The 23,473-nt window shown below is 64.5% G+C and carries 20 protein-coding genes; 6 read left to right on the top strand and 14 right to left on the bottom strand.

Translation table 11 applies throughout. The features are described 5' to 3' along the window. The first annotated feature begins 64 nt into the window (after positions 1-64). Positions 65-1,981 (top strand): hypothetical protein, encoded by a 1,917-nt coding sequence (locus tag ASF65_RS08115; protein WP_055887706.1) that lies wholly within the window; start codon positions 65-67, stop codon positions 1,979-1,981. A 32-nt stretch (positions 1,982-2,013) separates the two neighbouring features. Here ASF65_RS08115 and ASF65_RS08110 read toward each other — a convergent pair whose 3' ends face one another. The 4 genes from ASF65_RS08110 to ASF65_RS08095 form a co-directional block, all read right to left on the bottom strand. Next, a complete protein-coding gene (locus ASF65_RS08110) occupies positions 2,014-2,790 on the bottom strand; it encodes a glucose 1-dehydrogenase (protein WP_055887703.1) in 777 nt (258 codons plus the stop codon). A gap of 92 nt (positions 2,791-2,882) precedes the next feature. Continuing rightward, positions 2,883-4,100 carry an ABC transporter permease gene (locus tag ASF65_RS08105; RefSeq protein ID WP_055887700.1) on the bottom strand — a complete coding sequence of 406 codons (1,218 nt, stop codon included), beginning with the start codon at positions 4,098-4,100 and terminating at the stop codon, positions 2,883-2,885. After that, positions 4,097-5,665, bottom strand: coding sequence for a sugar ABC transporter ATP-binding protein (locus ASF65_RS08100; protein ID WP_055887697.1), 1,569 nt, complete (start codon positions 5,663-5,665; stop codon positions 4,097-4,099). Before ASF65_RS08100 ends, ASF65_RS08105 begins: the two co-directional genes overlap by 4 nt. Positions 5,666-5,711: 46 nt before the next feature. Beyond that, positions 5,712-6,671, bottom strand: coding sequence for a sugar ABC transporter substrate-binding protein (locus ASF65_RS08095; protein WP_244486620.1), 960 nt, complete (start codon positions 6,669-6,671; stop codon positions 5,712-5,714). 837 nt (positions 6,672-7,508) lie between these two features. Between ASF65_RS08095 and ASF65_RS08090 the strand changes: the two genes are divergently transcribed. The 3 genes from ASF65_RS08090 (at position 7,509) to ASF65_RS08080 (ending at position 9,044) form a co-directional block, all read left to right on the top strand. Then, complete coding sequence (locus tag ASF65_RS08090; protein WP_082505272.1) at positions 7,509-7,859, top strand: hypothetical protein; 351 nt, start codon at positions 7,509-7,511, stop codon at positions 7,857-7,859. Further along, positions 7,795-8,490 (top strand): hypothetical protein, encoded by a 696-nt coding sequence (locus ASF65_RS08085; RefSeq protein WP_244486595.1) that lies wholly within the window; start codon positions 7,795-7,797, stop codon positions 8,488-8,490. Before ASF65_RS08090 ends, ASF65_RS08085 begins: the two co-directional genes overlap by 65 nt. 314 nt (positions 8,491-8,804) lie before the next feature. Further along, positions 8,805-9,044 carry a hypothetical protein gene (locus ASF65_RS08080; protein WP_156369215.1) on the top strand — a complete coding sequence of 80 codons (240 nt, stop codon included), beginning with the start codon at positions 8,805-8,807 and terminating at the stop codon, positions 9,042-9,044. 263 nt (positions 9,045-9,307) lie between these two features. On the opposite strand, the gene ASF65_RS08075 is transcribed toward ASF65_RS08080, so the two are convergent. The 6 genes from ASF65_RS08075 to ASF65_RS08050 form a co-directional block, all read right to left on the bottom strand. Next, the gene (locus tag ASF65_RS08075; RefSeq protein WP_162239466.1) at positions 9,308-10,270 is read right to left on the bottom strand and encodes a tripartite tricarboxylate transporter substrate binding protein; all 963 of its coding nucleotides are present in this window, start codon (positions 10,268-10,270) and stop codon (positions 9,308-9,310) included. Positions 10,271-10,317: 47 nt separating this feature from the next. Then, the gene (locus tag ASF65_RS08070; RefSeq protein WP_055887686.1) at positions 10,318-11,811 is read right to left on the bottom strand and encodes a tripartite tricarboxylate transporter permease; all 1,494 of its coding nucleotides are present in this window, start codon (positions 11,809-11,811) and stop codon (positions 10,318-10,320) included. Positions 11,812-11,822: 11 nt separating this feature from the next. After that, on the bottom strand, positions 11,823-12,308 hold the full coding sequence (locus ASF65_RS08065) for a tripartite tricarboxylate transporter TctB family protein (RefSeq protein ID WP_055887683.1): 486 nt from the start codon (positions 12,306-12,308) through the stop codon (positions 11,823-11,825). Positions 12,309-12,351: 43 nt separating this feature from the next. Then, entirely contained in the window at positions 12,352-13,038 is a 687-nt protein-coding gene (locus ASF65_RS08060; RefSeq protein WP_244486594.1) for an SDR family NAD(P)-dependent oxidoreductase, read from the bottom strand. Between the two features lie 271 nt (positions 13,039-13,309). After that, positions 13,310-14,290, bottom strand: a complete 981-nt coding sequence (locus ASF65_RS08055; protein WP_055887677.1) for a tripartite tricarboxylate transporter substrate binding protein — start codon at positions 14,288-14,290, stop codon at positions 13,310-13,312. Between the two features lie 415 nt (positions 14,291-14,705). Continuing rightward, positions 14,706-16,178 carry an NAD-dependent succinate-semialdehyde dehydrogenase gene (locus ASF65_RS08050; RefSeq protein ID WP_055887675.1) on the bottom strand — a complete coding sequence of 491 codons (1,473 nt, stop codon included), beginning with the start codon at positions 16,176-16,178 and terminating at the stop codon, positions 14,706-14,708. Positions 16,179-16,583: 405 nt separating this feature from the next. Between ASF65_RS08050 and ASF65_RS08045 the strand changes: the two genes are divergently transcribed. Continuing rightward, the gene (locus ASF65_RS08045; protein ID WP_055887672.1) at positions 16,584-17,483 is read left to right on the top strand and encodes a LysR family transcriptional regulator; all 900 of its coding nucleotides are present in this window, start codon (positions 16,584-16,586) and stop codon (positions 17,481-17,483) included. A gap of 61 nt (positions 17,484-17,544) precedes the next feature. On the opposite strand, the gene ASF65_RS08040 is transcribed toward ASF65_RS08045, so the two are convergent. From ASF65_RS08040 to ASF65_RS08025, 4 genes are all read right to left on the bottom strand, one after another. Next, positions 17,545-18,186: a hypothetical protein gene (locus ASF65_RS08040; protein ID WP_055887669.1), complete on the bottom strand. Its 642-nt coding sequence runs from the start codon at positions 18,184-18,186 to the stop codon at positions 17,545-17,547. 169 nt (positions 18,187-18,355) lie between these two features. Further along, positions 18,356-19,840: an aldehyde dehydrogenase gene (locus tag ASF65_RS08035; protein WP_055887666.1), complete on the bottom strand. Its 1,485-nt coding sequence runs from the start codon at positions 19,838-19,840 to the stop codon at positions 18,356-18,358. Between the two features lie 105 nt (positions 19,841-19,945). Further along, the gene (locus tag ASF65_RS08030; RefSeq protein WP_055888994.1) at positions 19,946-21,253 is read right to left on the bottom strand and encodes a glycerate kinase; all 1,308 of its coding nucleotides are present in this window, start codon (positions 21,251-21,253) and stop codon (positions 19,946-19,948) included. A gap of 10 nt (positions 21,254-21,263) precedes the next feature. Next, positions 21,264-22,343 carry a tartrate dehydrogenase gene (locus ASF65_RS08025; RefSeq protein ID WP_055887664.1) on the bottom strand — a complete coding sequence of 360 codons (1,080 nt, stop codon included), beginning with the start codon at positions 22,341-22,343 and terminating at the stop codon, positions 21,264-21,266. A 146-nt stretch (positions 22,344-22,489) separates the two neighbouring features. Between ASF65_RS08025 and ASF65_RS08020 the strand changes: the two genes are divergently transcribed. Then, positions 22,490-23,416, top strand: a complete 927-nt coding sequence (locus tag ASF65_RS08020; protein WP_055887662.1) for a LysR family transcriptional regulator — start codon at positions 22,490-22,492, stop codon at positions 23,414-23,416. Positions 23,417-23,473 lie beyond the last annotated feature (57 nt).

Genomic DNA, 23,473 nt, shown 5'->3' with positions numbered 1-23,473 from the left:
CTTGTCGGCCGGGCTCGCTTGCCGTCATGCTTGGGGCAGCCTCTTCCGGTCCCAGGAGCCGCGAATGACGAAGTACGATCTCGAAGCTCAGAGAGGATCGGTGCGGCGGACCGACCTGCGCTTGCGCGCCGACTACCCACATCTGCGGACCGAGATCCACGAGATCCCTCCCTACCTCCACGTCATCTACGTTCCCGAGGACCAGCTGAATCTATCGGTCCTGGGAGACAAGTTCGCCGACAGCTACGTCCAGATCGGTCAGAATGTCCGGATCCTCAACACCCGCCCTTCGCAGGGAGTACGGATCGGGGGAATAGCGGATCGTGACATCGGATCGGGGATCGAGAGCCTCGTCTTCAGCCGCCCCGATCTCGAGACTATCCTGGCCGGTTGTTTCCCGCGATTACCTGCTCTCACGGCCTTCAACGACCAGCGTTCGGGGGCGATGCGCCTATGTTTCGCGTCGCCGCTGGACGCTGCCAGCGAGGCTAGCCTGCGGTCGTTCATGACGACACTCGTCCGCGGACGACCGATCGAATTCGACGTACTGCCTGTGGCGGCACCTACGCCTCCTCTTTCGGAGGCGAGCAACGAGGTCATTGCCTCGTTTCAACGAACCTCGTTCAAGCCGCTCCGAAAGCGACCGGAGGTCCCACAGTTCGTGAGAGAAGAGGAGGATTGGTGGTTCGCCAGCCTTCCTGCGTTGTTCCGCGGCGAGCTGCGGCAAGAGCTGGCTTCCTTCGTCGAGGACGCCGGGAATGCCTGCTACGTACAGCCGAACGCGGTACCTCAGATCGATTTGCGACAGGCTCTGATAGCCTACGACACCATCTATATGGAACCACCTCCCTTGGTTGACGCGGACGGCTTCTGGCAGGAACAGGCCGTTTCCCGCGACGACCTCCTGACCCTCGTCTCCGCCGATCGCGTCAGATTCCTTCACACCCGTCCGGAGGAACTCGGTGACACCGGCTTTCTGAACGAGGCGAGGCAGGTCAATCCTCGAGGCGTGATAGGTCGTCGGAGATCGGCCGCATTCTTCGCCTCGGATCTCGTGGAGACCGCGGACGAATACATCCTAGGCAAGTCCGCTCTCGGCCCTCAGGTCTTCGAGATCATCAAGAAACTGTCTGCCGAGACCGGGACGCCGATCGAGCACGTTTCGCAACTCCTGCTCGGTCCGGACCATGCTCGCCGCGCCTGCCTGCAGCCGCTCGTCGACCGCGGTCTCATGTCGTTCGATGTCGTAGGTGCGGACTTCCAGAGGTCTTACGAACGTCTCTCGGGCAAGACTCTATCGGGCGAAGCGTCGTACTTCGGGCGCGGTGTCCACCTCGCGCATGCTCTCGATGCGACCTTCGTCCCGGCATGGCCCGGAGAGGCATCCTTCGTAGATAGCTGGATCTCGCCGATGAGGCTGATGGGCGACCGGCTCAACTTCTACCGATCCGCGAACGATCGGATAGCGGCGGCCTGGGCTGCCAACGAGCGACGCAAGGAAGAACGACGCATCATCCTCCCGCCGATCCCCATCATCGAGATGCGCCCCGACGTCGGCATCGACGAGATCCTGCACTTCACGTCCGTCGATCGTCGCAAGGGAAGGGCGTTGATCACCCGGCTCGCCGATCTTCCGGAAGACATGCGCCAGGCCGAGGTCGAGCGGCTGAGCCATGATCTTGCGGAACTGGAGGTGCAGCGGGCCAAGATCGCCCGACGCATCAACAGACTGGACGCCGGTGTGAGTATCGGCGCCTGGTACCTGAATATCAGCACATTCCCGATCCTACCGATGTTCAACGTGCTCGCCAAGGCTCTGCAGTACGCTCGGACAGTCCCAGCGCTCGAGGCGTTTCTCGACGAGATCGAGAGCGCATTCGGGGAGAAGGTCGGACAGAACCAGGACCTGACGTTCCTGTCGAAGGTATCGCGTGTAGGTAAGTTGTCGCCGGTTCGATCACCGGACGGGCCGAGCGGCTGAACGCCAAGGATGAGTCAGCCGCCCGGATGTCGTCAGATACCCGCCGTCTGACCGCCGTCGACGACCATGGCATGGCCGGTGACGAAGCCGCCGGCCTCGGAACACAGCCAGAGCACGGTCCCGGCGATCTCCTCCGGTCGCCCCATGCGCCCGACCGGCTCCTGAGAGATGATACGGGCACGACCCTCGTCGGTATCCCCGGTGTAGCGTGCGATCATCGGCGTATCGATGATGCCCGGGCAGATCGCGTTCACGCGGATGCCCTTGTCGGCGTATTCGAGCGCCGCGACCTTGCTCGTCGCCACGACGCCGAACTTGGAGGCGCAATAGCTCGACTGGCCGCGGATCGCGAGGACACCCGCGCCTGACGAGGTGTTGACGATCGCTCCACTTCCCTGCCGAAGCATGATCTCGATCTGGTACTTCATGCAGAGGAAGACGCTCTTGAGGTTCACCGCGATGATGCGGTCCCAGACGTCCTCGGACAGGTCTGCCAGAGGCTGCGCCGGCTGCTCGATACCCGCGTTGTTGAACGCGGCGTCCAGGCGACCGAACGTCTCGACGGTCCTGTCGAGTGCCGCCTTCACGTCAGCCCCCTTGGTCACGTCGCAGACCAGAGTGAGGGCCTTGCCACCCATCCCCTCGATCTGGGCCACGGTCTCCGCGAGACCCTTCTCGCCGATGTCGACGGCGGCGACCGAAGCACCTGCCTTGGCGAAGGCGATGGCCGTCGCCCGGCCGATGCCGCTGCCGGCGCCGGTCACGAAGGCGACCTTACCCGTGTAGTCGATGGCGGCGGTCGTGCTCATGGGAACTCTCTACGTTCGGATATGACTGGAATGGAGGGCCGCCCGGACCTCGGGTGGGACCGGGCGACGATGCGGACGACCTCGGCAGAGGGTCAGCCGCCGGTCTTCGACTTCGCCTTCTTGTTACCGACCGTGTAGATCGCCGCGGCGACCACCACCACGATGCCTTCGATCAGTCCCTGCCAGTTCGCGCCGAGGTTCAGGATGTTGAAGCCGTTGGTCAGCGAGAACAGGAGCAACGCGCCGGCCAGGGTCTTGATGACGCTGCCGGCACCGCCGAAGAGGGACGTGCCGCCGAGGATCGCCGCTGCGATGACCGTCAGTTCGGCTCCCTGGAGGCCGGCAGGGTTGATCGATCGTAGGCGGCTGGCGAACAGGATGCCAGCGAAACCGGCCGTGGCGCTGGAGAAGACGAAGGCCATGATCTTGTAACGCGTCACGGCAATTCCCGAGAGGCGGGAAGCCTCCGCGTTTCCGCCGACCGCGTAGAGGCGGCGCCCGACCATCGTGTAGCCGAGGACGAACCAGACGATGGCCGTGAAAATGCCAAGGTAGATGACGGGGTTTCGCAAGAGGAGTTCCCCACCCGAACCCCAGGCGAGGAGAAGGAGAGCGATCCCGCCGATGGTCATGCCGACCGGGCCGGGCTGCAGGGAGCGGCCGGAGGCCCTGTTCCTGATCGCCCCCAAGATACCGGCGGCAAGCAGGGCGACGCCACCCGCGACGACGATCCAGAAGCCTTCGTGACGGCCTCCCTCGAAGGCGCGCATTGTCGCGATGACGCCGGGATCCGATACGGAAAGCGACCGTCCGTCGGTGTAGATCAGGACGAGGCCCCGCACCGCCGTCATGGTGCCCAGTGTAACGATGAAGGCGTTGATTCCGACGAACTGGACGATCGAGCCGTTGATAAGGCCGATGCCCATGGCGACAGCCATCGCCAGGGCGGCGGCAGGCCAGAAGCCGACGGCATCGGCGTTACCGATGAGGACCGCAGCCGCGAGGGCCGCGACGGACGCGACCGAGAGGTCGAAGTTCCCACTGATCAGGACCACCGTCATCGCCACGGCCATCATGGCCATGAGCGACGACTGGTAGACCACGTTCGAGAAATTCTGGATGCTGAGGTAGTTCGACTGGCCGATATAGGTGGTCGCCAGCGTGATCAGGGCGATTAGCAGGAGGAGGGCATAGTAGACACCCTTCTCGCGGAGGCCGAAGACGCGCCCCCAGTTCGTCGGAGCGGACACCCGCGACCCCGAGGGGGACGGTGGTGTCGGCTGCACGTGGTCCTGTGCTGCGATGGTCATGATTGAGGGCCCACTACGGATTGAGTTGCCGGTGCGGCGGGGGCGGAGGTGATCGTCGCGGACTGTCCGCCCGCAAGGAGTAGGAGGTCGTGCTCCGACGTCTCGTCGAAGTTCCGCTCCGCGATGCACCTGCCGTCGCGCATGACGAGGATGCGGTCGCAGACCGCGAGAAGTTCCTCGAACTCCGAGGAGACGACGATGACGGACTTGCCGCCGGAGGCGAGTTCGCGGACGAGCCGCAGGATGTCGGTCTTCGCGCCGATGTCGATGCCCGCCGTCGGTTCGTCGAGTAGGAACAGCTTCACGTCGCTGAAGAGCCACTTCGCGATCGTGACCTTCTGGGCGTTGCCGCCGCTGAGTTCGCTCACGAGGATCTCAGGCGAACTCGCCTTGATGGACAGCTTCTCGATCGCGTCCCAGCCCCTCCGGCGCTCGCGCTCGGAGATGGGAAGGGCGTTGAGGGCGGACACGCCCCCAAGGGCCGGAAGGGTCGTGTTCCGCCAGATCTCGAAGTCTGGGACCAGGCCCTGTCCCATCCGGTCTTCAGGAACGAGCCCGATGCCCGCAGCGACGGCAGCTCTCGGGCTCCGGGCGAGCTGCACGCCGTCCAAGGTCACGGTGCCGGTCGCGAAGCGGTCCGATCCGTAGATCGCGTGGAGCAGTTCGCTGCGACCCGAGCCGAGGAGCCCTGCTACACCCACCACCTCACCGGGGGCGACGTCCAGCGAGATGGGATGAAGTCTTCCCGGCGACGCCAGGTCACGAAGGCGGAGCCGTGGTGCGACATCGTCGGTCTCGAGCGGTCTGCGCTGGGCAGCCTCCCGTTCCAGCGCGATCACCTGCTTGCCGACGATGGCCTCGGCGAGCTTTCCCTCGTCCAGGTCACGGGTCTCGGCCCGGAGTACGGCCATGCCGTCCCGGAGCACGGTCACCTGATCCGTGAGGGCAATGACCTCGTCGAGGAAGTGGGAGACGAATAGGATCGCCTTGTTTTCGATCCTCGTCAGGCGCCGGACCGTCTCGTAGACGAGTTCGCGCTCGTCCGACGCCAGCGATGCGGTCGGCTCGTCCATGACGATGAGGTCGGCCCCCGTCGCCAGCGCCTGGAAGATCGAGACCATCTGCCGTTCGCCGATCGAGAGGTTCTCGACCAGCGCATCCGGGTCGAGCGAGTAGCCGACCCGTTGGCAGAGTTCGTCGAACTGCGTCCTGATCGAGGACGAGCGACGCCACCATCCAACTTTGCCGAGGAACACGTTCTCGAGGATCGAGAGGGTCGGGGCGAGGGGGATGTGCTGATGCACCGTGGCGACACCCATGTCGTTCGCCGCCTTCGGGCTGTCCCACTTCACCTGCTCGCCCCGCCAGGTGATCTCGCCGAGCGTCGCCCAGTAGGCACCCGAGAGGATCTTGATCAGGGTCGACTTGCCGGCGCCGTTGGCGCCGAGCAGGCCGTGCACCTTTCCCTTCTCGATGTCGAGATCGACACCGCGGAGGGCCAGCGTCCCGTTGGGAAACGCCTTCACGACGCCTCGCAGCTTCATGATGGGTTCGGATGACGACATCGGCTGGCTCTCCCCTGCTATCCGGAAGTCGGGATCGCTATTCGGATCACCACTTCTCGGGGCAGGCGTCGATGGTCGCCTTGGTGATGGCCGGCATGTCGTAGGTGACGAAGCGGGCCTTCGGCGTCTCGGGCTTTGTGACGGCCTCGTACATCGACTGGAACATCAGGGTTCCGAGAAGTTCGGGGCGGGTGCAGACGGAGCCGTACATCTCGCCGGCGGCGATCGCGTCGGTGCCGAGCTTGGAGCCGCCGCCGGTCGCGACGAGCTGGACCTTGGAGCCGGCGGAGTCGATCGCCCGTGCGCAGCCGATCGCCATGTCGTCGGCATGACTGTAGATCAGATCCATGTCGGGATGGGCGGTCAGGAAGTTCTGACAGACCGCCTCGCCTTCGTCGGGCGTCCAGTTGGTGGGCTGCTCGGCCACGATGTCGTAGTTCGCACCGGCCTTGTCGAGCGCGGCCCGGAAGCCGTCGGTGTCGAGCTTGACGATCGTGTAGGCGGGGTCGCCCATGACGATGCCGATCTTGGCCTTGCGATCCTTCGGCAGGAGACCTGCGGCCATCTCGCCGGCGACTTCGCCCGACTTGTAGTTGTCGGTTGCCACGAGTGCGGAAAGGCCCGGATACGGATCGGTGACCTGACGCTTTGCCGAGTCGCCGACCTGCAGGGCAATGGCAACGATCGGGATGTTCGCGTCGTTGACCTTGTCCACGAAGGATTCGGCGACGACGGAGTCGAGCGGAAGGAACCCGATGGCATCGACCTGCTGGTTGATCAGGTCGTCGAGCGCATTGCCCTGCTTCTCGACGCTACCACGCGGATCGAGCACGACCGTCTTCACGCCGGCTTCCTTGGCAGCCTTCTCGAAGCCCTGGGCGGTCATGACATTGTAGGGGTATTCGAGACTTGCCGGGACGTACCCGAAGGTCAGGTCCTTCGAGAAGGCCGCTCCGGACATCGACACCGTCGAGGCCGCCAGGGCCGACGCTCCCACAAGCGCCATGCGGCAGAACCCGACGATGGGGGCACGAGACTTCAGTTCACGCATGCATTCCTCCCTTTGGACACGAAAACGGTGTCGAGCGAGGGCGGCACATCCGAGCGTGGATGCTTCGCCCCGTCTCATGTATCGTGCGGGCGGAACTCTTTGACTGGACTTGTATCGTCGATGCCCAGTCGCATTCGCGTCCGCGAAGCTACTTGGATTTCATCTACGCCTGTATTGTCCGCCGCGCCTGAAAACCTGATCTTTCGTTGTCCAACTGGCTAACATGCCGACGAGCGCTCATACAGAGCCCGGACGGCCACCGCATGGCGAGGCTATAATTCCGCGTTATCTGCGAATGTCGCGGTCGCGTCTGACCCGTCTGGGCGTTGCGCACTTCACGCGGAGCCTTGGTGCCGCACACCATCCGCGGATCATGATGTTCTCTGCTCCCATGCCCCCATCCACGCCGACTGTCGTGCCAGGCGCGACGCACATACTTTGCCTCCTGGCTCGAGTTGCGACATTCCGGACCTGCACCCAGGATAGGCGGAGGTGAACGAGGTGGGGGCGATGGGCTAGTACCCTATCACGATCAAGTCGGTCCTCCAGGGCGGCGGGAGGGGCTTGCTGCGCCAAATCCACGTTCCGAAGACCCGTGCACTATCAACGGAACGAACGTAGTCAGGAGATGGCGTGCTGGCTCCTATGAGGGTCTCTACCCGACTGGTCCAATTTGGGGAGGTAGCGTGCTTCGGCATGATCAGCGGATGCAGCCAACACCGTTGGCATCATCGCTTGCGATGCGATGAAAAATATGTATTTTATGCATAATATATATCGGAGAATGATGCGATGCCCATTCTTACTTCGGCCGAATTACAACGACGGGTAGGCGACGCCCAACGTCTGGCGTCAATGGGGCCTGTCGGGATCTCATCGCACGGCAAGGTCAGGAATGTGCTTGTTTCGATCGAGGAGTTCACTCGTTTGAAGATGGTCGCCGCCGAACCGGTGCCGTTCGAGTTCCAGGAGCCACGGTCGGAAACCGTGCGTTTGATCGACGATCCCCTTGGATATGACGTGTCGGACATCGACGATGCGATCGATCGAATGAGTTCGGATGCGTTGGCCGGGAAGGGTGAAGAGGCTGTCGAACGGGAACTCGCCGCCGTTCGGAGACGGTTCGGACGAGACCGTGATTGATCGTCCGGATCCTGCGGACGTCAGGCTTCCGAAGATTCTGATAATGGACAGCAGTCCGCTGTCCATTCTTGGGACCATCGACGCTCTGGACTGGTTGTATGCACCGGGTTGCGAAGTCTGGATGACGGATCTCGTCCTGGAAGAGGTCACTCGTGATCCAGGAGAGGATCGGGACAGACGAAATGAGATCAGATCGACGATCGCAGATTGGATCGAGGCTAATCGCTGGCGGATCAAGCGCATCGTCACAAGGGAGGGACGGAAGTACGCCCGCGAAATGGAACTTTGGCGGCTTGCCGGCAATCCCCCGGATCTGAAACCCAACTGGGGAGATCGAGGCGAACGGAGCGTTCTGGATGTTCTCAAATCGACGAGCGACGCACTTGGCGTCGGCGAGTCCTTCCTCGTCGTGGTCGATGATCGCGAGGCGAGGGACGCGGTGAGAGTTGTTCGAGCGGACGTCGACATGATGGGCACACGAACGTTCATCCGAATGGTTCACGTCGATTACGGCGTTGAGGAAGCCGCCGACGCCTGGACGGCCGTGAGACTGGCCAAGGGGCTCGAGACCGACGACGGCGTCACGCCCGATCCCGTCTATATCAGACGCCGGTCAATATTCGAGCCTTGAAGACGGATTGTCGCGGAACGTCCCGGACGAGCGGGTGGGACCTCCTCAGGGGATCGCATCCCGAGGCATCGAGTTCACGTACGACGTGTGAACGCGATCGATCTCGATCTTGAGCCTCTACTTTTGGATGAAGACGCGTCCCATGCCGTCTTCGTCCTGCTCTGCCGCGGCGACCGAACCCTGGTACCATCCGTCGAGCGCTCGAGCGGATCCTATGGGAGACCGGGGCATCGCGTCAGGACGCCTCGGCGAGAATGCTCTTGGTCGCCAAGTTGAGGAATGCGAGCCAACTCGTTCAGAGGGAGATCGACGACGTGAGCATCACGATCGACGTATCCAACATCCCGGTTCTGCGCGAACCCATCTATCGCGCTGCCAGGGAGGGGTTGGAGCAAGGGATCGAGCAGGGACGCTCGGCGGGCATGGCGGATCTTTTCGTCGCGCAACTCTTCACGGCATTCGGCGAACTGCCAGACGATGTCGTGGCACGGATAGGCGAACTGCCGACAGTCCACCTGATGGAACTCGCCATCGACATCGGGACATCGATTTGATGGATCGACTGCGAGAGAGCCTTGGCCTTCCCGTCGATGCGGTTCCATCAACCGTTCCCAAGCCTTGATACTCGACCCGACTGGAACTGCCTGACTAACCAGTCGGATGGTTCCAGGGCGGTTTGCCGAACCTTTTGCCGCCTTTGGGTTGGCGTTGAATCTGGCCGACCCTCTCTCCATTGCCGCTCCGTGCGACGGGCGATCCTGTACACCGAACGCAGACATGCGAGATCTCGACGAAGCCGCGACCCCGGACACGGTGCCTACTTCACGGATATGCCTGCCTCGTCGATCAGAGCCTTCACTTCCCGTGTCTCGGCCGAGATGCGTCGAGCAAGTTCGTCGGGGCCTGGAACGGATACCTTCATGCCCTGCTGAGAGAAGGTGGTGACGGCCTCGGGTGACGCGATCACCTCCGCAAGGTCGCGGTTGATCGTGTCGATGGTCTCGCGGGGCGTGTTCGCCGGCGCAAGGAGCGCGAGCCAACCACCCGTCTGGAAGCCGGGCAGCACGGTCTCAGACAGGGTCGGAACGTCCGGGAGCATCGGGTCGCGTGAGGCCGACTGGACGGCCAACGGACGAACGCTGCCATTCTGGATCAGGGGAAGGGCGGAGGCGATCGCATCCACCCCGAAGTCCACCTCTCCGGAGACCACGGCAATGTTCGCGGGGCCGGCACCGGGATAGGGAACGTGGAGCGCCTTGGACCCGGCCTTCGCGACCATGAACTCCGTGGAGATGTGGGTTCCGCTGCCGATCCCGGCCGAACTGAATGCGACGTCCTCGCCTCGGCTCCGGATCGCTTCGAACAACTGCTGGATGGTCGTGAACTCGGACGAGGATGGGACGAAGACGACATGCGTGTTCTCCGTCACCTGTGTCACCGGACTGAGGTCGCGCAGGGTGTCATAGGGAACCGCGTAGAGGTTCTGGTTGACCGTGAACGTCCCGTTGCTTCCGAGAAGGAGAGTCTGGCCGTCTGGCTTCGCTGCCACCGCCGCCATCGTTCCCACCGCGCCGCCGCCGCCGGGCCGGTTCTCCACGAGGAAGGTCTTGCCCGTCTTCTGCTCGAGGAACCTGGCGAGGTGACGCCCCGTGATATCCGTGTTGCCGCCTGGAGCGAAGGGCACGATGATCGTCACCGTCCCGGTCGGCCAGGCTTCTGCCCTCGCGCCTCCGATCATTGCGAGCAGGGCCAGAGTCGCGGCGGCCAGGGTCTTGGACATGCATTCCTCCAACATCATCGATCGATGCGTCGCGGCCTTCAAGCCGGTTACTCTTCGAGTGCCTGATCCTTGCGTCTGCGGATCGCGGGCAGCACCATCGCCGCGAGCGCGAGGACGGACAGCGAGATGAGGACCGCGCTGACGGGGCGCTCGAGGAAGACCATCGGATCGCCACGCGAGATGACCATCGCCCGCCGGAGATACTCTTCCAAAAGAGGACCGAGCACGAACCCGATCAGGAGAGGCGCGGGCTCGCAGCTCAGCTTGTAGAGAAGATAGCCGACGAAGCCGAAGAAGACGGTCTGGAAGATGTCGAAGGTCGCGTAGTTCACCGAGTAGACGCCTACCGCGCAGAACGCGAGGATCGTCGGGTAGAGGAAACGGTAGGGTACCCGCAGCAGCGAGACCCAGATGCCGATGAGCGGCAGGTTGATGACGAGGAGCATCAGGTTGCCGATCCACATGCTCGCGATCAGGCCCCAGAAGAGTTCCGGCTGGGCCTGCATCACGCCGGGTCCGGGTTGGATGCCGTGGATCATCAGCCCGCCGATCATGAGGGCCATCACGGCGTTCGCCGGAATCCCCAGGGTCAGCATCGGAATGAAGGATGTCTGGGAGGCAGCGTTGTTGGCGCTCTCGGGACCTGCGACGCCTTCGATCGCGCCGTGACCGAACTCGTGACGGTACTTCGAGATACGCTGCTCCATCATGTAGGAGGCGAAGGTCGACAGGGCGAGGCCGCCGCCTGGAAGCAGACCCAGGACGGAGCCGACCGCCGTGCCTCGCAGCACCGATGGCGTCGCACGCCGGATCTCCTCCCGGTTCAGCCAGAGACTGCCCACCTTCGCCACGGTGCCGCTGCGGTGTTCCGGATTCTCGAGGTTCCGGGCGATCTCGGCGAGGCCGAAGATGCCCATGGCGACCGCGACGAAGTTGATGCCTTCGAAGAGTTGCGGGAACCCGAACGTGAGCCGGATCTCGCCGCTCTGGATGTCGGTCCCGACGAGCCCCATGGCGAGACCGAACATGAGCATGGCGAGCGACTTGAAGATGTTGCCGCTGACGAGCACGGTGGCGATGACGAGGCCCAGGAGGATGAGCGAGAAGTACTCGGCTGGCCCGAAGGAAAGGGCGAAGGTCGTGAGGACCGGACCCGAGGCCGCGACGACGAACGTCGCGACCGTGCCGGCGAAGAAGGAGCCGATCGCCGAGACGGCGAGAGCCGCGCCGGCGCGTCCGCGCCGAGCCATCTTGTGACCTTCGAGCGAGGTCACGACCGCGGTGACCTCGCCTGGCAGGTTGAGGAGGATCGCCGACGTGGAGCCACCGTACTGCGCCCCGTAGTAGATGCCTGACAGCATGATGAGAGCCGTCACGGGATCCAGCGTGAAGGTGAGGGGAAGCAGTAGCGCGATCGTCGCCAGCGGACCGATGCCCGGAAGGACGCCGATGGCGGTCCCGATCGTGCATCCCGCAAACGCGAACAGAAGGTTGTGAAACGTGAAGGCGACCGAGAGGCCGAGCGCGAGATTGTCGAGCATGACGTTCCTCCTCAGTGCGCCAGGGCGGGCGGCAGGAAGGGCACGTTCAGGCCGAGGCCGAGTATGAACACGACCCAGCAGAGAACGACCAGGAATGCCGCGAGGCCGACGATGCCCTTGAGGGTCTGGGACTTGTCCGCCAGACCGCTGATCACGACGAGAAGGACGATCGAGATCGCCAGACCCGTCCTCTCGAGAAGGAGGCCGAACACCGTCATCGCGCCGAGGATCAGGCCGAGTTCCCGGATCGCCCATGCCTCCAGCGGATCCGGCCCGTTCCGAAGTCCCGCCAGCAGGATCGCGACGCCCAGCACGAGGACGATCGAGAAGACGAGAAGGGGCATGTACCCCGGCCCCATCTGCGACGACGATCCGACTTGGTAGGCGGTGTTCATCCAGAGGCCGAGTGACGAGACGCCCATCAGGACGAGGCCCGTGGCGACATCCCGTGCGTTGACCGTGCTTGCCGTCTCTACGGCTCGGTTGTCTTCGTGCATGTCTCCGGCCTCCCTGACCCGTCGATGCGGTTCGTGTTCTGTCTCAGTGGAAGGAGCGCCCACCGTCCACGGCCAAGGCTGCGCCGGTGACGTAGGATGCCTGCACGCTCGTCAGGAACAGGATGGCCTCGGCGATCTCACGGGGATCAGCCACTCGCTTCAGAGCATAGTTGCCGACGTTGGCGCGATAGCCGTCCGCCATGGGGGTGTCGACCATGCCAGGGCACACGCTGTTCACGCGAACCTTCGGGGCGAGTTCGGCCGCAAGGGCCCGTGTGAGGTTCACCACGCCGCCCTTCGAGGCTGCGTAGGCCGTATGGCCCGGTGCATTGGGAAGGAGGCCCTGCGCGGACGCGATGTTCACGATGGTGGCGTTGTCGGCCTCCAGGAGGTATGGGACGCAGCACCGGCTGACGATGTAGGTTCCGGTGAGATTGACCTCGAGAACCCGTCTCCAGTCCGCGGCGCGCACGTCGGCCGCGAGACCCTTCGTCATGATGCCTGCCGCGTTGACGACGCCGTCGATCCCACCCATCGCGGTGGCCGCCTCGCCGACCGCCGCAAGAACCGCATCCTCGTCCGTGATGTCGATCTGGAACGGGTGCCCCGACGTTTCCTCCGCCGTCCGGCGGACACCTTCGGCATCCCGATCGAAGAGCGCGACGGTTGCCCCTTCTTCCGCGAAGAGCTTCGCGGTCGTGCGCCCGATCCCCGAAGCGGCCCCGGTCAATACGATGCGCCGTCCTGCGAGACGCGACCGGAGCGTGCTCGGCTGGTCATCAAGGGTCGTTCGGGTGAGGTTTTCCATCGTGACTGCCTGATCGGTTCGTTGATCGTCGAATGACGGGCCAGTGCGCGGCTCCGCCTCGAGTTCATGCTGCCCGGCCCACGTGATCCGCCTTGCCGCGAGGCTCACGGCGATCACGTGCGTTCGAGCGGCGAGCGGGCTCGTTCGTCCGGAAGGACGGGATAGTCCCGTCCCTCCGGACCGTTCCCCTGCCTCAGTTGCTGAGCTGGATGTCGTTCGCCGCGATGACCTGCTTGAACCGATCCGCCTCGCTGGCGATGTAGGCCTTCAGATCCTGACCGGTGCGGATGTCGATCTGGAACGCCATGGCACCGAACCGCTCCTGGAATGCGGGATCCTCGACGCCCTTGACGATCGCGTCCTTCAGCTTCTCGACGACCTCGTCGGGCGTGCCGGCCGGCGCCGCGTAGCTGTACCAGACGCTCTGGTCGATATCCCCGTAGCCGAGTTCCTTCAGGGTCGGCACGTCGGGAAGGTTGGCGGTCCGCTCCGGCGACGTCACGGCGAGGACCTTGAGGTTCGGATCGTCCTTCAGGACGCCGCCCTCGCGGGCCGATGCGAAGATCATCTGCGTGAAGCCGCCGGCCAGCGCCTGGATGCCTTCGGGATTGTTCTTGTAGGAGACGTGGACGCCCTGTCCGCCGATCTCCTTCAGGAACATCGTGGAAGTCAGGTGTCCGACGGTGCCGACGCCACCGCTGGCGAAGGTCACCCCGTCGGCGGTCTTAGCCGCGGCGATCAGTTCGTCGACGGAATTGATCCCCATCTTCGCGGACACGATCAAGGCGAGGGGATAGCCACCAATCTTCGCGATCGGGACGAAGCTGTCGAGGTTGTAGGTCAGATTCTTGCGGAGCTGGGTCTGCACGACGCCGGCCGTGATGAGGCAGAGGAGGGTGTACCCGTCAGGCTTGGCGGACGCCACGGTGTTGCCCGCGACGGTCGTCGAGCCGCCGACCCGGTTCTCGACCACGACCGACTGGCCGAGCGTCTGGGTCAGCGACGGAGCGAGAAAGCGGCTGAGGGTGTCGTCGTCGCCCCCAGGCGCGTTGCCGATCGTGATGGTGATCGGACGCGTCGGCCAGGTCGACTGGCCGAACGCGACGCCTGAGAGAAGCAGGCTGGAACCGGCCAGGGCTGCGGCGCCGGCCAGCAGTTCGCGACGTGAGAGCATTTGAAACCTCCCGTTGAATTCAAAAGTGTTCTGACCGCCGTCTCGGCGGGGCAGTATGGTGACGCGATGGTCGTCGCGGTTTCGGACGTCGTCGTGCCGGTGCCGACCTCCCGTCGGTCGCCGGTCGGATCGACCGAGCTACCAGAGATCCTTCTTGGAGCATTCGGACGAGGCGGTCCGGACCCGGTGGCGGCATCGGTCCGCGAGAGCGCAGTTCTCCTTCGGACAGGTCCGGGTCCGGGGGATGCCGAAGGCCGCTTCCGCTCCGTACGTCGTCGCGCCGCGTGCCTGACCGGCGTCCGTCGGCGGGCGAGCACTTGCCGACGTCGCGTGGACGCCTCCGTGGAAGTGGGCCACGAAACCCGGTAGGACTTCGGAGGTTGAGGATTGAGATCGGTCCATTGAGCCGCACATCTCAGATGCCTCCCAGCGCGACGTACTTCGTCTCCAGGTACTCGTCGATCCCGTGGCTTCCGCCTTCACGGCCCAGACCGCTCTCCTTGACGCCACCGAACGGAACCTCTGCGGCGGAGATGATGCCCTCGTTCACGCCCAGGATGCCGAACTCGAGAGCTTCGGAGACCCGGAAGATGCGACCGATGTCGCGGGTGTAGAAGTAGCCTGCCAGACCGAAGGGCGTGTCGTTGGCCATCTCGACCGCCTCCTTCTCGGTGTGGAAGCGGAACAGAGGCGCGACGGGTCCGAACGTCTCCTCGCGGAACACGACGGCATCCTTCGGGACGTCCGCAAGGATCGTCGGCTCGAAGAAGTTTCCGCCTCGGGCATGGGGCTTGCCGCCGGTGACGATGGAGGCCCCCTTGGCGACCGCGTCGTCGATGTGCTCCTGGACCTTCCTGACGGCGGCGGAATTGATCAGTGGGCCCTGGGTCGTTCCCGGCTCCATGCCGTCGCCGACCTGGAATTTCTCGACCGCTGCCTTCAGCTTACCGGCGAACGCGTCGAAGACGCCGTCCTGCACCAGGAGCCTGTTGGCGCAGACGCAGGTCTGTCCCGTGTTCCTGTACTTGGAAGCGAGAGCGCCCTTCACGGCCTCGTCGAGGTCCGCGTCGTCGAAGACGATGAACGGCGCGTTCCCGCCGAGTTCCATGGACGTCTTCTTGATCGTCCTCGCGCACTGCCCGAGGAGCGTTCTGCCGACTTCGGTGGAGCCCGTGAACGAGAGCTTCCGGACGAGCGGGTTGCCTGTCAGCTCGCCGCCGGTCGCTCCGGAAGGACCGGTGACGACGTTGCAGACGCCTGCCGGCATCCCGGCGCGTTGGGCGAGAACTGCGAGTGCGAGCGCCGAGAACGGGGTCTGCGATGCGGGGCGGATGACGCCTGCACATCCGGCCGCCCAACCTGGGCCGGCCTTGCGGGTGATCATTGCGGACGGGAAGTTCCAGGGCGTGATGGCGGCGAAGACGCCGATCGGCTCCTTCGTCACCAGTACGCGTCGGCCATGCGCATGGGGTGGTACGGTCTCGCCGTAGACGCGCCGGCCTTCCTCGGCGAACCACTCTAGAAAGCTTGCCGAATAGGCGATCTCGCCCTTGGCCTCCGCCAGCGGCTTGCCCTGCTCGGCGGTCATGATGATCGCGAGGTCGTCGACGTTCTGATGCATCAGTTCGGCGATCCGCCGGATGATCGCACCCCGCTCCTTGGCGAGCAGTCCACGCCATGCCGGTAGGGCGCGGTGGGCAGCCTCGATTGCCCGTCGCGTCTCCGCCGCTCCCATCGCGGGGACCGTTCCCACGATCTGTCCCGTCGAAGGGTTGCGGACCTCGAGCGTCGCGCCTCCGTCGGCGTGGACCCAGCTTCCGTCGATGAAGTTGCTCTGACGAAACAGGCCGGTATCTTCGACGGGAAGACGCGTTGCGGTATCCAGCATTTCTCTATTCCCAAAGGATCGAGTAGTTCTTGTGCAGTGCAATGCGCCGTGCGGAAACGCAGACGCGTAGGCGCAGCAGACCATGCAAGTCCAACCGGCACATCCGGAATGAAGCTTCTGGGTAAGTGGCGCCCTGGTCTTTCCCAGACGGTCGCCGTCGTCTCTCGTGACTAAGATTTAAAGCGTCAGGTCTTTCGACTGCAACGCCTGTAGACTTCGGCTGATAAGCTTGGGTTATAGCCGTCGCCGGCCGAGGGGGTCAGGTGGCCATCCCATTCCTTCGGGGACCCGAACCATTGAGGATCGACTTGAGTGGCCTGAGGTGTCACAGAGGGACAAGCGCGACTGCCGACCTAGGGAGGGGGCAGGGAGGAATGACATCGCCTCCGCGGCACGGAGGATGGGATGGATCCGAGAAAGCTTCTCTACTTCGCCTGCATCGCGGAGAACGGCAGCTTCAAGAAGGCGGCCAAGCAGCTCGAGGTCTCACAGCCTGCGTTGTCGACCTCCATGGATCGTCTCGAGCGGGAACTTGGCGAGAAGCTACTCGATCGCAGTCCGACCGGCGTCACGCTGACCCCGACGGGCGAACTCATCTACGCCCACGCCAGGCTGATCCGGGACGAACTCGATCTTGCCGAACGGCGGATGACGAAACGGGAGGACCAGGATCAGGGGACGCTGACGTTCGGGACGTTGCCGAGCCTCGCCGCAGCGATCGTTCCCAAGGCCGTGTGCCGTTGGCAGGCCCGGAGCGAGACGCCCACCCTGTGCATCGTCGAGAAGGTTCAGATCGATCTGCTCCTCGGTCTGATCCGAGGAGAGGTCTCGTTCATCGTCGGGATGTCCGAATCGTACGGCTTCATCGACGGACTTCGGCAACGCGTCCTGTTTCGGGACAAGCTGCACGTGATCGCGAGACCCGACCATCCTGCCGTCCCCCGCGAGGGACTGACCTGGTCCGACCTCGCCGAGTACCCATGGATCCTGCAGATGCTCGGGAAGCAGCGAACCCTCGTCGAGCAGCTCTTCGCACAGGAGGGCCTCGGCCTCCCCAGGGAGCTGACAGAATGCGGGTCGGTCGCCTGCATCAAGACGATGGTGGCCGAGAGCGACAACATCGCTCTGCTTCCGGCCTCGGCAGTGAATGCCGACATAGCCGAAGGCCGTCTGCGTTCCATCGACATCCCGGATCCGCTGCTTCACCGCGACATCGCGGTGATGTTCCGCGAGCGGACGCCCCTGACGGACGCGGGGCGTCGTCTTGTGGAGGAGATCGAGGCTGCCGGTCAGGCCCTTAGCTGACGCAACCACGATCGACGGCGTTCATGAAGCCCGCATCGACTGTCGGCGTCGTTCGTCTGCGTCAGGTCGTTGAGGACTTCCGAGCTGCGGCCTTCGCCGCCTGGACTCGACCTGCCGTCTGGCCGAATTCGAACGAATCCGCCTGACCCTTTGAGAACCTCGCAACAAGTTCGTTCAGCAGTCCACGGACATACATGTTGGGCCTGACGGCCATCGGAGCGAAGAGGATCGCGTTCCAGTAGCCGACCTCACGTGCGAGGAGTCGGTACGCCAGCCTCGATCGGAGTTCTCCCTCGAGATCGAGGCTGGCGACCCGCTGCCAGTAACGTACGACCGCGCCATAGCCCGATAGGTCCGGGTCGTCGTCACCCAGGACGTAAGGGTCGTCCTGGGACCAGTCGGCAGCGGAGTGGGTCGCCATGAAGCGTTCTGCAGCGCGGCGGTTCAGGGCAAATTCGGGTGTGAAGTATTCGGCCAGCAGGTCGAGCGTCGTCTGACGGCGTGATTGGTCACGGTTCGCAAGTAAGACCGCAACCGATATCGTGGCGCCGACGCCAGCCCCCACGGCGGGGTCAGCCAATTCCGGAAGGTGGCGTACGATCAGTCCCAGCAGGATCCAGCAGAAGGCAAGCAGCAGAAGCCAGAAGGTTCGCCTGCTGGGATCGAACCATTCGGTACCGCCCAATCTTTCGCTGCTACTCATGCTTTCCGCCCCTAACGTCCATTCGACGACAGATCGTGTCAGACCTCGGGGCCGTTGGCGACCGGACCGAGCGCCCGGCGCCGTCTCAACCTGTCGCTCCATGCGGGGGATCGGACGATCGGCAGTTCCCCCAGTTCGATCGGAAAGTGGCGTGCGGGATGTCGTCGATCTACCGCGGCACGAAGTTGTTTGCCGGGCCGGCGTCCGTCGCGGTCGAGATCATTACACTTTTGGTCTCGAGGAACTCCTCGATGGCCTCGATCCCGTTCTCGCGGCCGACACCGGATCGCTTCATTCCACCGAAGGGCATCATGAAGCTGTAGGTCCGATAGGTATTTCCCCAGACCGTCCCGACCTCCAGCGCCTTGGACATCCGGATGAGACGTCCGACGTCCTTGGTCCAGACCCCTGCAGCGAGGCCGTAGGCGACACCGTTCGCGAGTTCGATCGCCTGTGCCTCGTCGTCGAACCCGATGATGGATAGGACGGGACCGAACACCTCTTCCTGCGCGATCCTCATTTCGTTCGTGACGTCCGTGAAGATCGTCGGTTCCACGAACTGACCGGCGCCGATGCCCGGCCCCTCGGCCGGCTTCCCTCCGAGGATGCAGCGTGCACCCTCGGACCTTGCGATGTCGATGTAGTCGAGCACCTTGCGGAACTGCGGAGCGGTCGAGATCGGACCCATCTGGGTCGCGACGTCCATCGGATCTCCGACCCTCACGGTCCGGGCCATCGCGAGCAGCCTTTCGGTGAAGGCCTCCTTGATGGAGTTCTGGACGAGAAGGCGGGAGCCGGCCGTGCACATCTGGCCGGCCGCTCCGAAGATGCCGGAGACGACCCCGGCGGCGGCCCTGTCGAGATCCGCATCGTCGAAGACGACGTTGGGGGACTTCCCTCCCAGTTCCATGGCGACACGCTTCATGTGTCTTGCGGCGGCCTCGTAGACCTTGGCGCCCGTCGTGTCGGAGCCCGTGAACGTCACGTGGGCGATGTCGCGATGTTCGACCAGCGGAGCGCCGATGTCCGCACCATAGCCCGTGACGACGTTGAGAACCCCGTCGGGCAGGCCCGCTTCCTTCGTCAGCCTGGCAAAGGCGAGGGAGCTTGCCGACGAGAACTCCGACGGCTTCACGACCACAGAGCACCCGGCGGCGAGGGCCGGAGCGCACTTGATGGCAAGGAACGTCAGGGGTGAGTTCCACGCCGTGAGGGCTAGGACGACGCCCACCGGCTCCCTCAGCGTGAAGCCGAACAGGTCGGGTTTGTCGACGGGCATGACCGATCCCTCGATCTTGTCCGCGAGGCCCGCGTAGTAGTGCCAGTATTCGGCCTTGTACTTCAGCGATCCGAGCATCTCCGCCAGGAGCTTTCCGTTGTCCCGTACCTCAAGCTCCGCCAGTTCGCGGGCGTGATCGAGGACCAGGTCACCGATCCTCCGCAGGACCTTGCCGCGCTGGGTCGCGGTGAAGCTCGCCCAGGGACCGCTGCGCATCGCGTCCCTCGCCACCGAGACCGCATGATCCGCGTCCTCGCCGTTCCCACGCGGAATGCGGGCCCAGACCTTTCCGCTGTACGGATCGACGCTTTCGATCCATTCCCCGCTCCGGGACGCGGTGTAGGCACCGGCGATCCAGTGTTCGAAGGTCTGCATGGTAAGCTCCGGATGGCATCATGTGGTTCGCGGGACTGACGATCTGCCCGCGCTGCGATAGGCCGACAGGGCCCTATCGCTCTGGCGTCATGGAAGTTCGGTCGTTCAGGACGGGATGTTCGGCGGACTGGTGATCAGGATCGCCCGGAAGTCGTTGACGTTGACGAGGGTAGGGCCTGTCACGACGAGATCGCCGATGCTCTCGAACAGCGTATAGCTGTCGTGGCGACGAAGGACGGAGTTCGGATCGTGACCGGCGGCTCGCGCTCGCTCGAGCGTATCGGGCGTCACGACCGCCCCGGCCGCGTCCTCGCTCCCGTCGATGCCGTCGGTATCGGCGGAAAGGGCATGGATATGCGCGTCGCCGCCGAGGGCATTCGCCAAGGAAAGCAGGAACTCCGTGTTCCTGCCGCCGCGTCCGGGTGCATCGTCGCCGATGGTTACGGTCGTCTCCCCTCCGGACAGCAGGACCGCCGGCGCGGCGACCGGCGTCCCGTGACGCACGACGGATCGTGCGATGCCGGCCATCAGGATCCCGGCCTCCCGCGCCTCGCCCTCGAGGGCATCTCCAAGAACGAGCGGCGTCAGACCGCATCGACGGGCCACCTCGGCCGCCGAGGCGAGCGCCATTCCGGGGGTTGCGATCATCCGAATGTCCGATGCGAACGCGGGCATCGCCGGCACATGCTCGAGCAGGCGCCTCCGGACGTTCTCGGGGAGCCCAGGACCGAGACGCTCGACCAGGGACGATAGATCGCCCCCGGCATCGGGATCGAACACGGTCGGGCCGGATGCGACGGCCGACGGGTCGTCGCCCGGTACGTCCGACATCACGAGGGTTACCACCCGCGCAGGCCCGGCGGCTGCGGCGAGACGTCCGCCTTTGATCGCGGACAGCCGACGCCTGATCCTGTTCATGTCGCCTATGCCGAGGCCGGACGCGAGGAGCAGATGATTGGTGGTCCGCTTGTCCTCGAGCGTGAGGCCGTCCGCAGGCAAGGCCATCAACGACGATCCTCCACCGGAGACGAGCGCCAGCACGAGGTCGTCCGTTCCAAGGCCCGAGACGGCATCGAGGATGCGGCGGCCCGCCGCTTCGCTGGCGGCGTCAGGGACGGGATGCGCCGCCTCCATGACCTCGATCCGCTCGGTGGGAACCGCATGACCGTAACGGGTGACCACGACCCCGGTGAGATCGACGTCCGGCCAGGCCATTTCGACTGCACGAGCCATCAGGGCCGCCGACTTTCCGGCCCCGACGACGACGCATCGTCCCCGTGGTCGTCCGGGGAGATGGCCGGCGAGCATCTTCAACGGATCCACACTCGCGACCGCGGCGTGGAACAACTTGAGAAGAACTCCTCGAGCCTCCTCGTTCCCCGGAACGAAATTCCCGACGTCGGTGCCGGCCATCCGCTCCATGTCAGAGCACGATGTTGGAGCCGCGGATCGCCTCGCACACGGCGTTCGTGACGTCCTTGGTCGTTGCCGTGCCGCCGACGTCGGGAGTCATCACGCCATTGCCGGTCACCGTTTCGACCGCGTGCATCAGGCGTCGGGCGGCCTGCGGCTGTCCGAGATGCTCCAGCATCTGCGCTGCGGTCCAGAAGGTCGCCACTGGGTTGGCGATGCCCTTGCCGGTGATGTCGAAGGCCGAGCCGTGGATCGGCTCGAACATGGAGGGAAAGCGCCGCTCCGGGTCGATATTGGCCGTCGGCGCGACGCCGAGGCTGCCCGCGAGCGCGCCCGCCAAGTCCGACAGGATGTCGGCATGGAGGTTGGTCGCCACGATCGTGTCGAGGCTCTGCGGCTTCAGGGTCATGCGAACCGTCATCGCGTCCACCAGCATCTTGTCCCAGGTGACGTCCGGGAACTCGGCCGCCACTTCGGCCGCGATCTCGTCCCACATCACCATACCGAAGCGCTGGGCGTTGGACTTCGTCACGACGGTGAGGAGCTTTCGTGGACGGGACTGAGCGAGTCTGAAGGCGTAGCGCATGATGCGCGTGACGCCGACGCGGGTGAAGATCGCGACCTCGGTGCCGACCTCTTCAGGCAACCCGCGATGGGCGCGCCCGCCATGGCCGGAATACTCCCCTTCCGAATTCTCGCGCACGATCACCCAGTCGAGGTCGCCGGGCTTCACGCCGGCCAGCGGCGACACGATGCCGGGCAGGATCTTGGTCGGGCGCACATTGGCGTATTGGTCGAAGCCCTGGCAGATCGGCAGGCGCAGGCCCCAGAGCGTGATGTGATCGGGCACGTCCGGCGCGCCGACGGCCCCGAAGAAGATGGCGTCGAAACCCTTCAACTGTTGGGTGCCGTCAACCGGCATCATGGTGCCGGTTCGCTTGTAGTAGTCCGAGCCCCAGTCGAAATGCGTCACGTCGAGCTTGAACCCGCCGTCGCGTCGCTCCAGCGCCTCCAAGGCCTGGAGACCGGCCGAGATCACCTCGGGGCCGATGCCGTCGGCGGGAATGGCTGCGATCTTGTAGGTCTGCATGGGTCTGTCCTGTAGGGGCCGAAAGCGGCATCCGACCGATCCGGCTGGCGACGGCGGGCGGTCGAGCGAGTGACCGGACCTTAGGAAACGCCGTCGATCCGAACGAGACCGTGACGATTATACAAACGTTCGATACAATCGGTGGCATGGAACTTCGTCAGTTGAGATGTGTGATCGCAGTCGCCGACGAGATGCACTTCGGTCGTGCGGCGCAGAAAATGGACATGCTGCCGGCGGCGCTGGGTCGGCACGTCCGAATGCTCGAGGAAGAACTCGGGATCAGGCTCTTCGAGCGCACGACACGTGCGGTGTCTCTCAGTCGCGAAGGCCGAGCCTTCGTGGCCGAGGCCCGGACGATCCTGGCAATGACGGACGCCGTCGCCGAGCGTTTCAGATCGCGAGACCGATCGTTGGATCGCGTCATCCGGCTTGGTGCCATCGACAGTGCCGCCGCCGGTCTCGTGCCGCAGTTGATCCACGATTTCTCGGAGATCGAGCCCGAGGCGAGGATCGAACTCGTGGAGGACAAGACGATCCGCCTGGTCCCCAGGCTCCTGTCAGGGCGACTGGATCTTGCGATCATCCGACCCAGCCCTCGTTTCGATCCACGCGTCCGGACGCGCTTCCTCCTGGACGAGCCGGTGGTTCTGGCGCTGCCGCGATGGCATCCGCTGGCCGGACGGGAGGAGGTGTCGATACAGGACATCGCCGACGTCGCGATGATCGTACCGGAGCGGAGATCGAGGCCGCACAGTCATGACCTCACGATCCGGCTGTTCGAGCAGGCAGGACTGAGACCGCATATCGCTCAGATGGCCGACGAGAAGCAGACCATCGTCGGAATGGTCGCAGCAGGGATCGGTGCCGCGATCATTCCAGTCTGGTCCGCCCGCCTCGGCGGTCCGGGCGTCGCCTTCTCGCGAGTGCGCGAGGCGGATCGGGCGGTGCATGACGGAACGCGACTGCCGCTGGCGGCTGCATGGCACGCGCACGTTCGGGACGACAATCGTGACCGACTGATCGCAATGATGGAGGCGAACGTCTCACGCTACGTGGCCGAGGCAGACGGATAGAGGGGTGAGAACCTCGGATGGGCGCGGCGAATTCACCTGCGGCCGTGCCCTGCAACG

This window comes from Aureimonas sp. Leaf324, from assembly GCF_001423245.1.
Lineage (GTDB): Bacteria > Pseudomonadota > Alphaproteobacteria > Rhizobiales > Rhizobiaceae > Aureimonas.
The sequence above is the reverse complement of the archived record's forward strand: the minus strand, read 5'-3'. Positions and strand labels throughout refer to the sequence as shown.

Bases quoted from the DNA above. Each gene is read 5' to 3' on its own strand.
- ASF65_RS08090 (WP_082505272.1), top strand. From the start codon at position 7,509: ATGCCCATTCTTACTTCGGCCGAATTACAACGACGGGTAGGCGACGCC.
- ASF65_RS08045 (WP_055887672.1), top strand. From the start codon at position 16,584: ATGGATCCGAGAAAGCTTCTCTACTTCGCCTGCATCGCGGAGAACGGC.
- ASF65_RS08095 (WP_244486620.1), bottom strand. From the start codon at position 6,671: ATGGCGCTTGTGGGAGCGTCGGCCCTGGCGGCCTCGACGGTGTCGATG.
- ASF65_RS08055 (WP_055887677.1), bottom strand. From the start codon at position 14,290: ATGCTCTCACGTCGCGAACTGCTGGCCGGCGCCGCAGCCCTGGCCGGT.
- ASF65_RS08105 (WP_055887700.1), bottom strand. From the start codon at position 4,100: ATGACCATCGCAGCACAGGACCACGTGCAGCCGACACCACCGTCCCCC.
- ASF65_RS08040 (WP_055887669.1), bottom strand. From the start codon at position 18,186: ATGAGTAGCAGCGAAAGATTGGGCGGTACCGAATGGTTCGATCCCAGC.
- ASF65_RS08100 (WP_055887697.1), bottom strand. From the start codon at position 5,665: ATGTCGTCATCCGAACCCATCATGAAGCTGCGAGGCGTCGTGAAGGCG.
- ASF65_RS08050 (WP_055887675.1), bottom strand. From the start codon at position 16,178: ATGCTGGATACCGCAACGCGTCTTCCCGTCGAAGATACCGGCCTGTTT.
- ASF65_RS08020 (WP_055887662.1), top strand. From the start codon at position 22,490: ATGGAACTTCGTCAGTTGAGATGTGTGATCGCAGTCGCCGACGAGATG.
- ASF65_RS08075 (WP_162239466.1), bottom strand. From the start codon at position 10,270: ATGTCCAAGACCCTGGCCGCCGCGACTCTGGCCCTGCTCGCAATGATC.
- ASF65_RS08030 (WP_055888994.1), bottom strand. From the start codon at position 21,253: ATGGCCGGCACCGACGTCGGGAATTTCGTTCCGGGGAACGAGGAGGCT.
- ASF65_RS08115 (WP_055887706.1), top strand. From the start codon at position 65: ATGACGAAGTACGATCTCGAAGCTCAGAGAGGATCGGTGCGGCGGACC.
- ASF65_RS08065 (WP_055887683.1), bottom strand. From the start codon at position 12,308: ATGCACGAAGACAACCGAGCCGTAGAGACGGCAAGCACGGTCAACGCA.
- ASF65_RS08035 (WP_055887666.1), bottom strand. From the start codon at position 19,840: ATGCAGACCTTCGAACACTGGATCGCCGGTGCCTACACCGCGTCCCGG.
- ASF65_RS08070 (WP_055887686.1), bottom strand. From the start codon at position 11,811: ATGCTCGACAATCTCGCGCTCGGCCTCTCGGTCGCCTTCACGTTTCAC.
- ASF65_RS08025 (WP_055887664.1), bottom strand. From the start codon at position 22,343: ATGCAGACCTACAAGATCGCAGCCATTCCCGCCGACGGCATCGGCCCC.
- ASF65_RS08110 (WP_055887703.1), bottom strand. From the start codon at position 2,790: ATGAGCACGACCGCCGCCATCGACTACACGGGTAAGGTCGCCTTCGTG.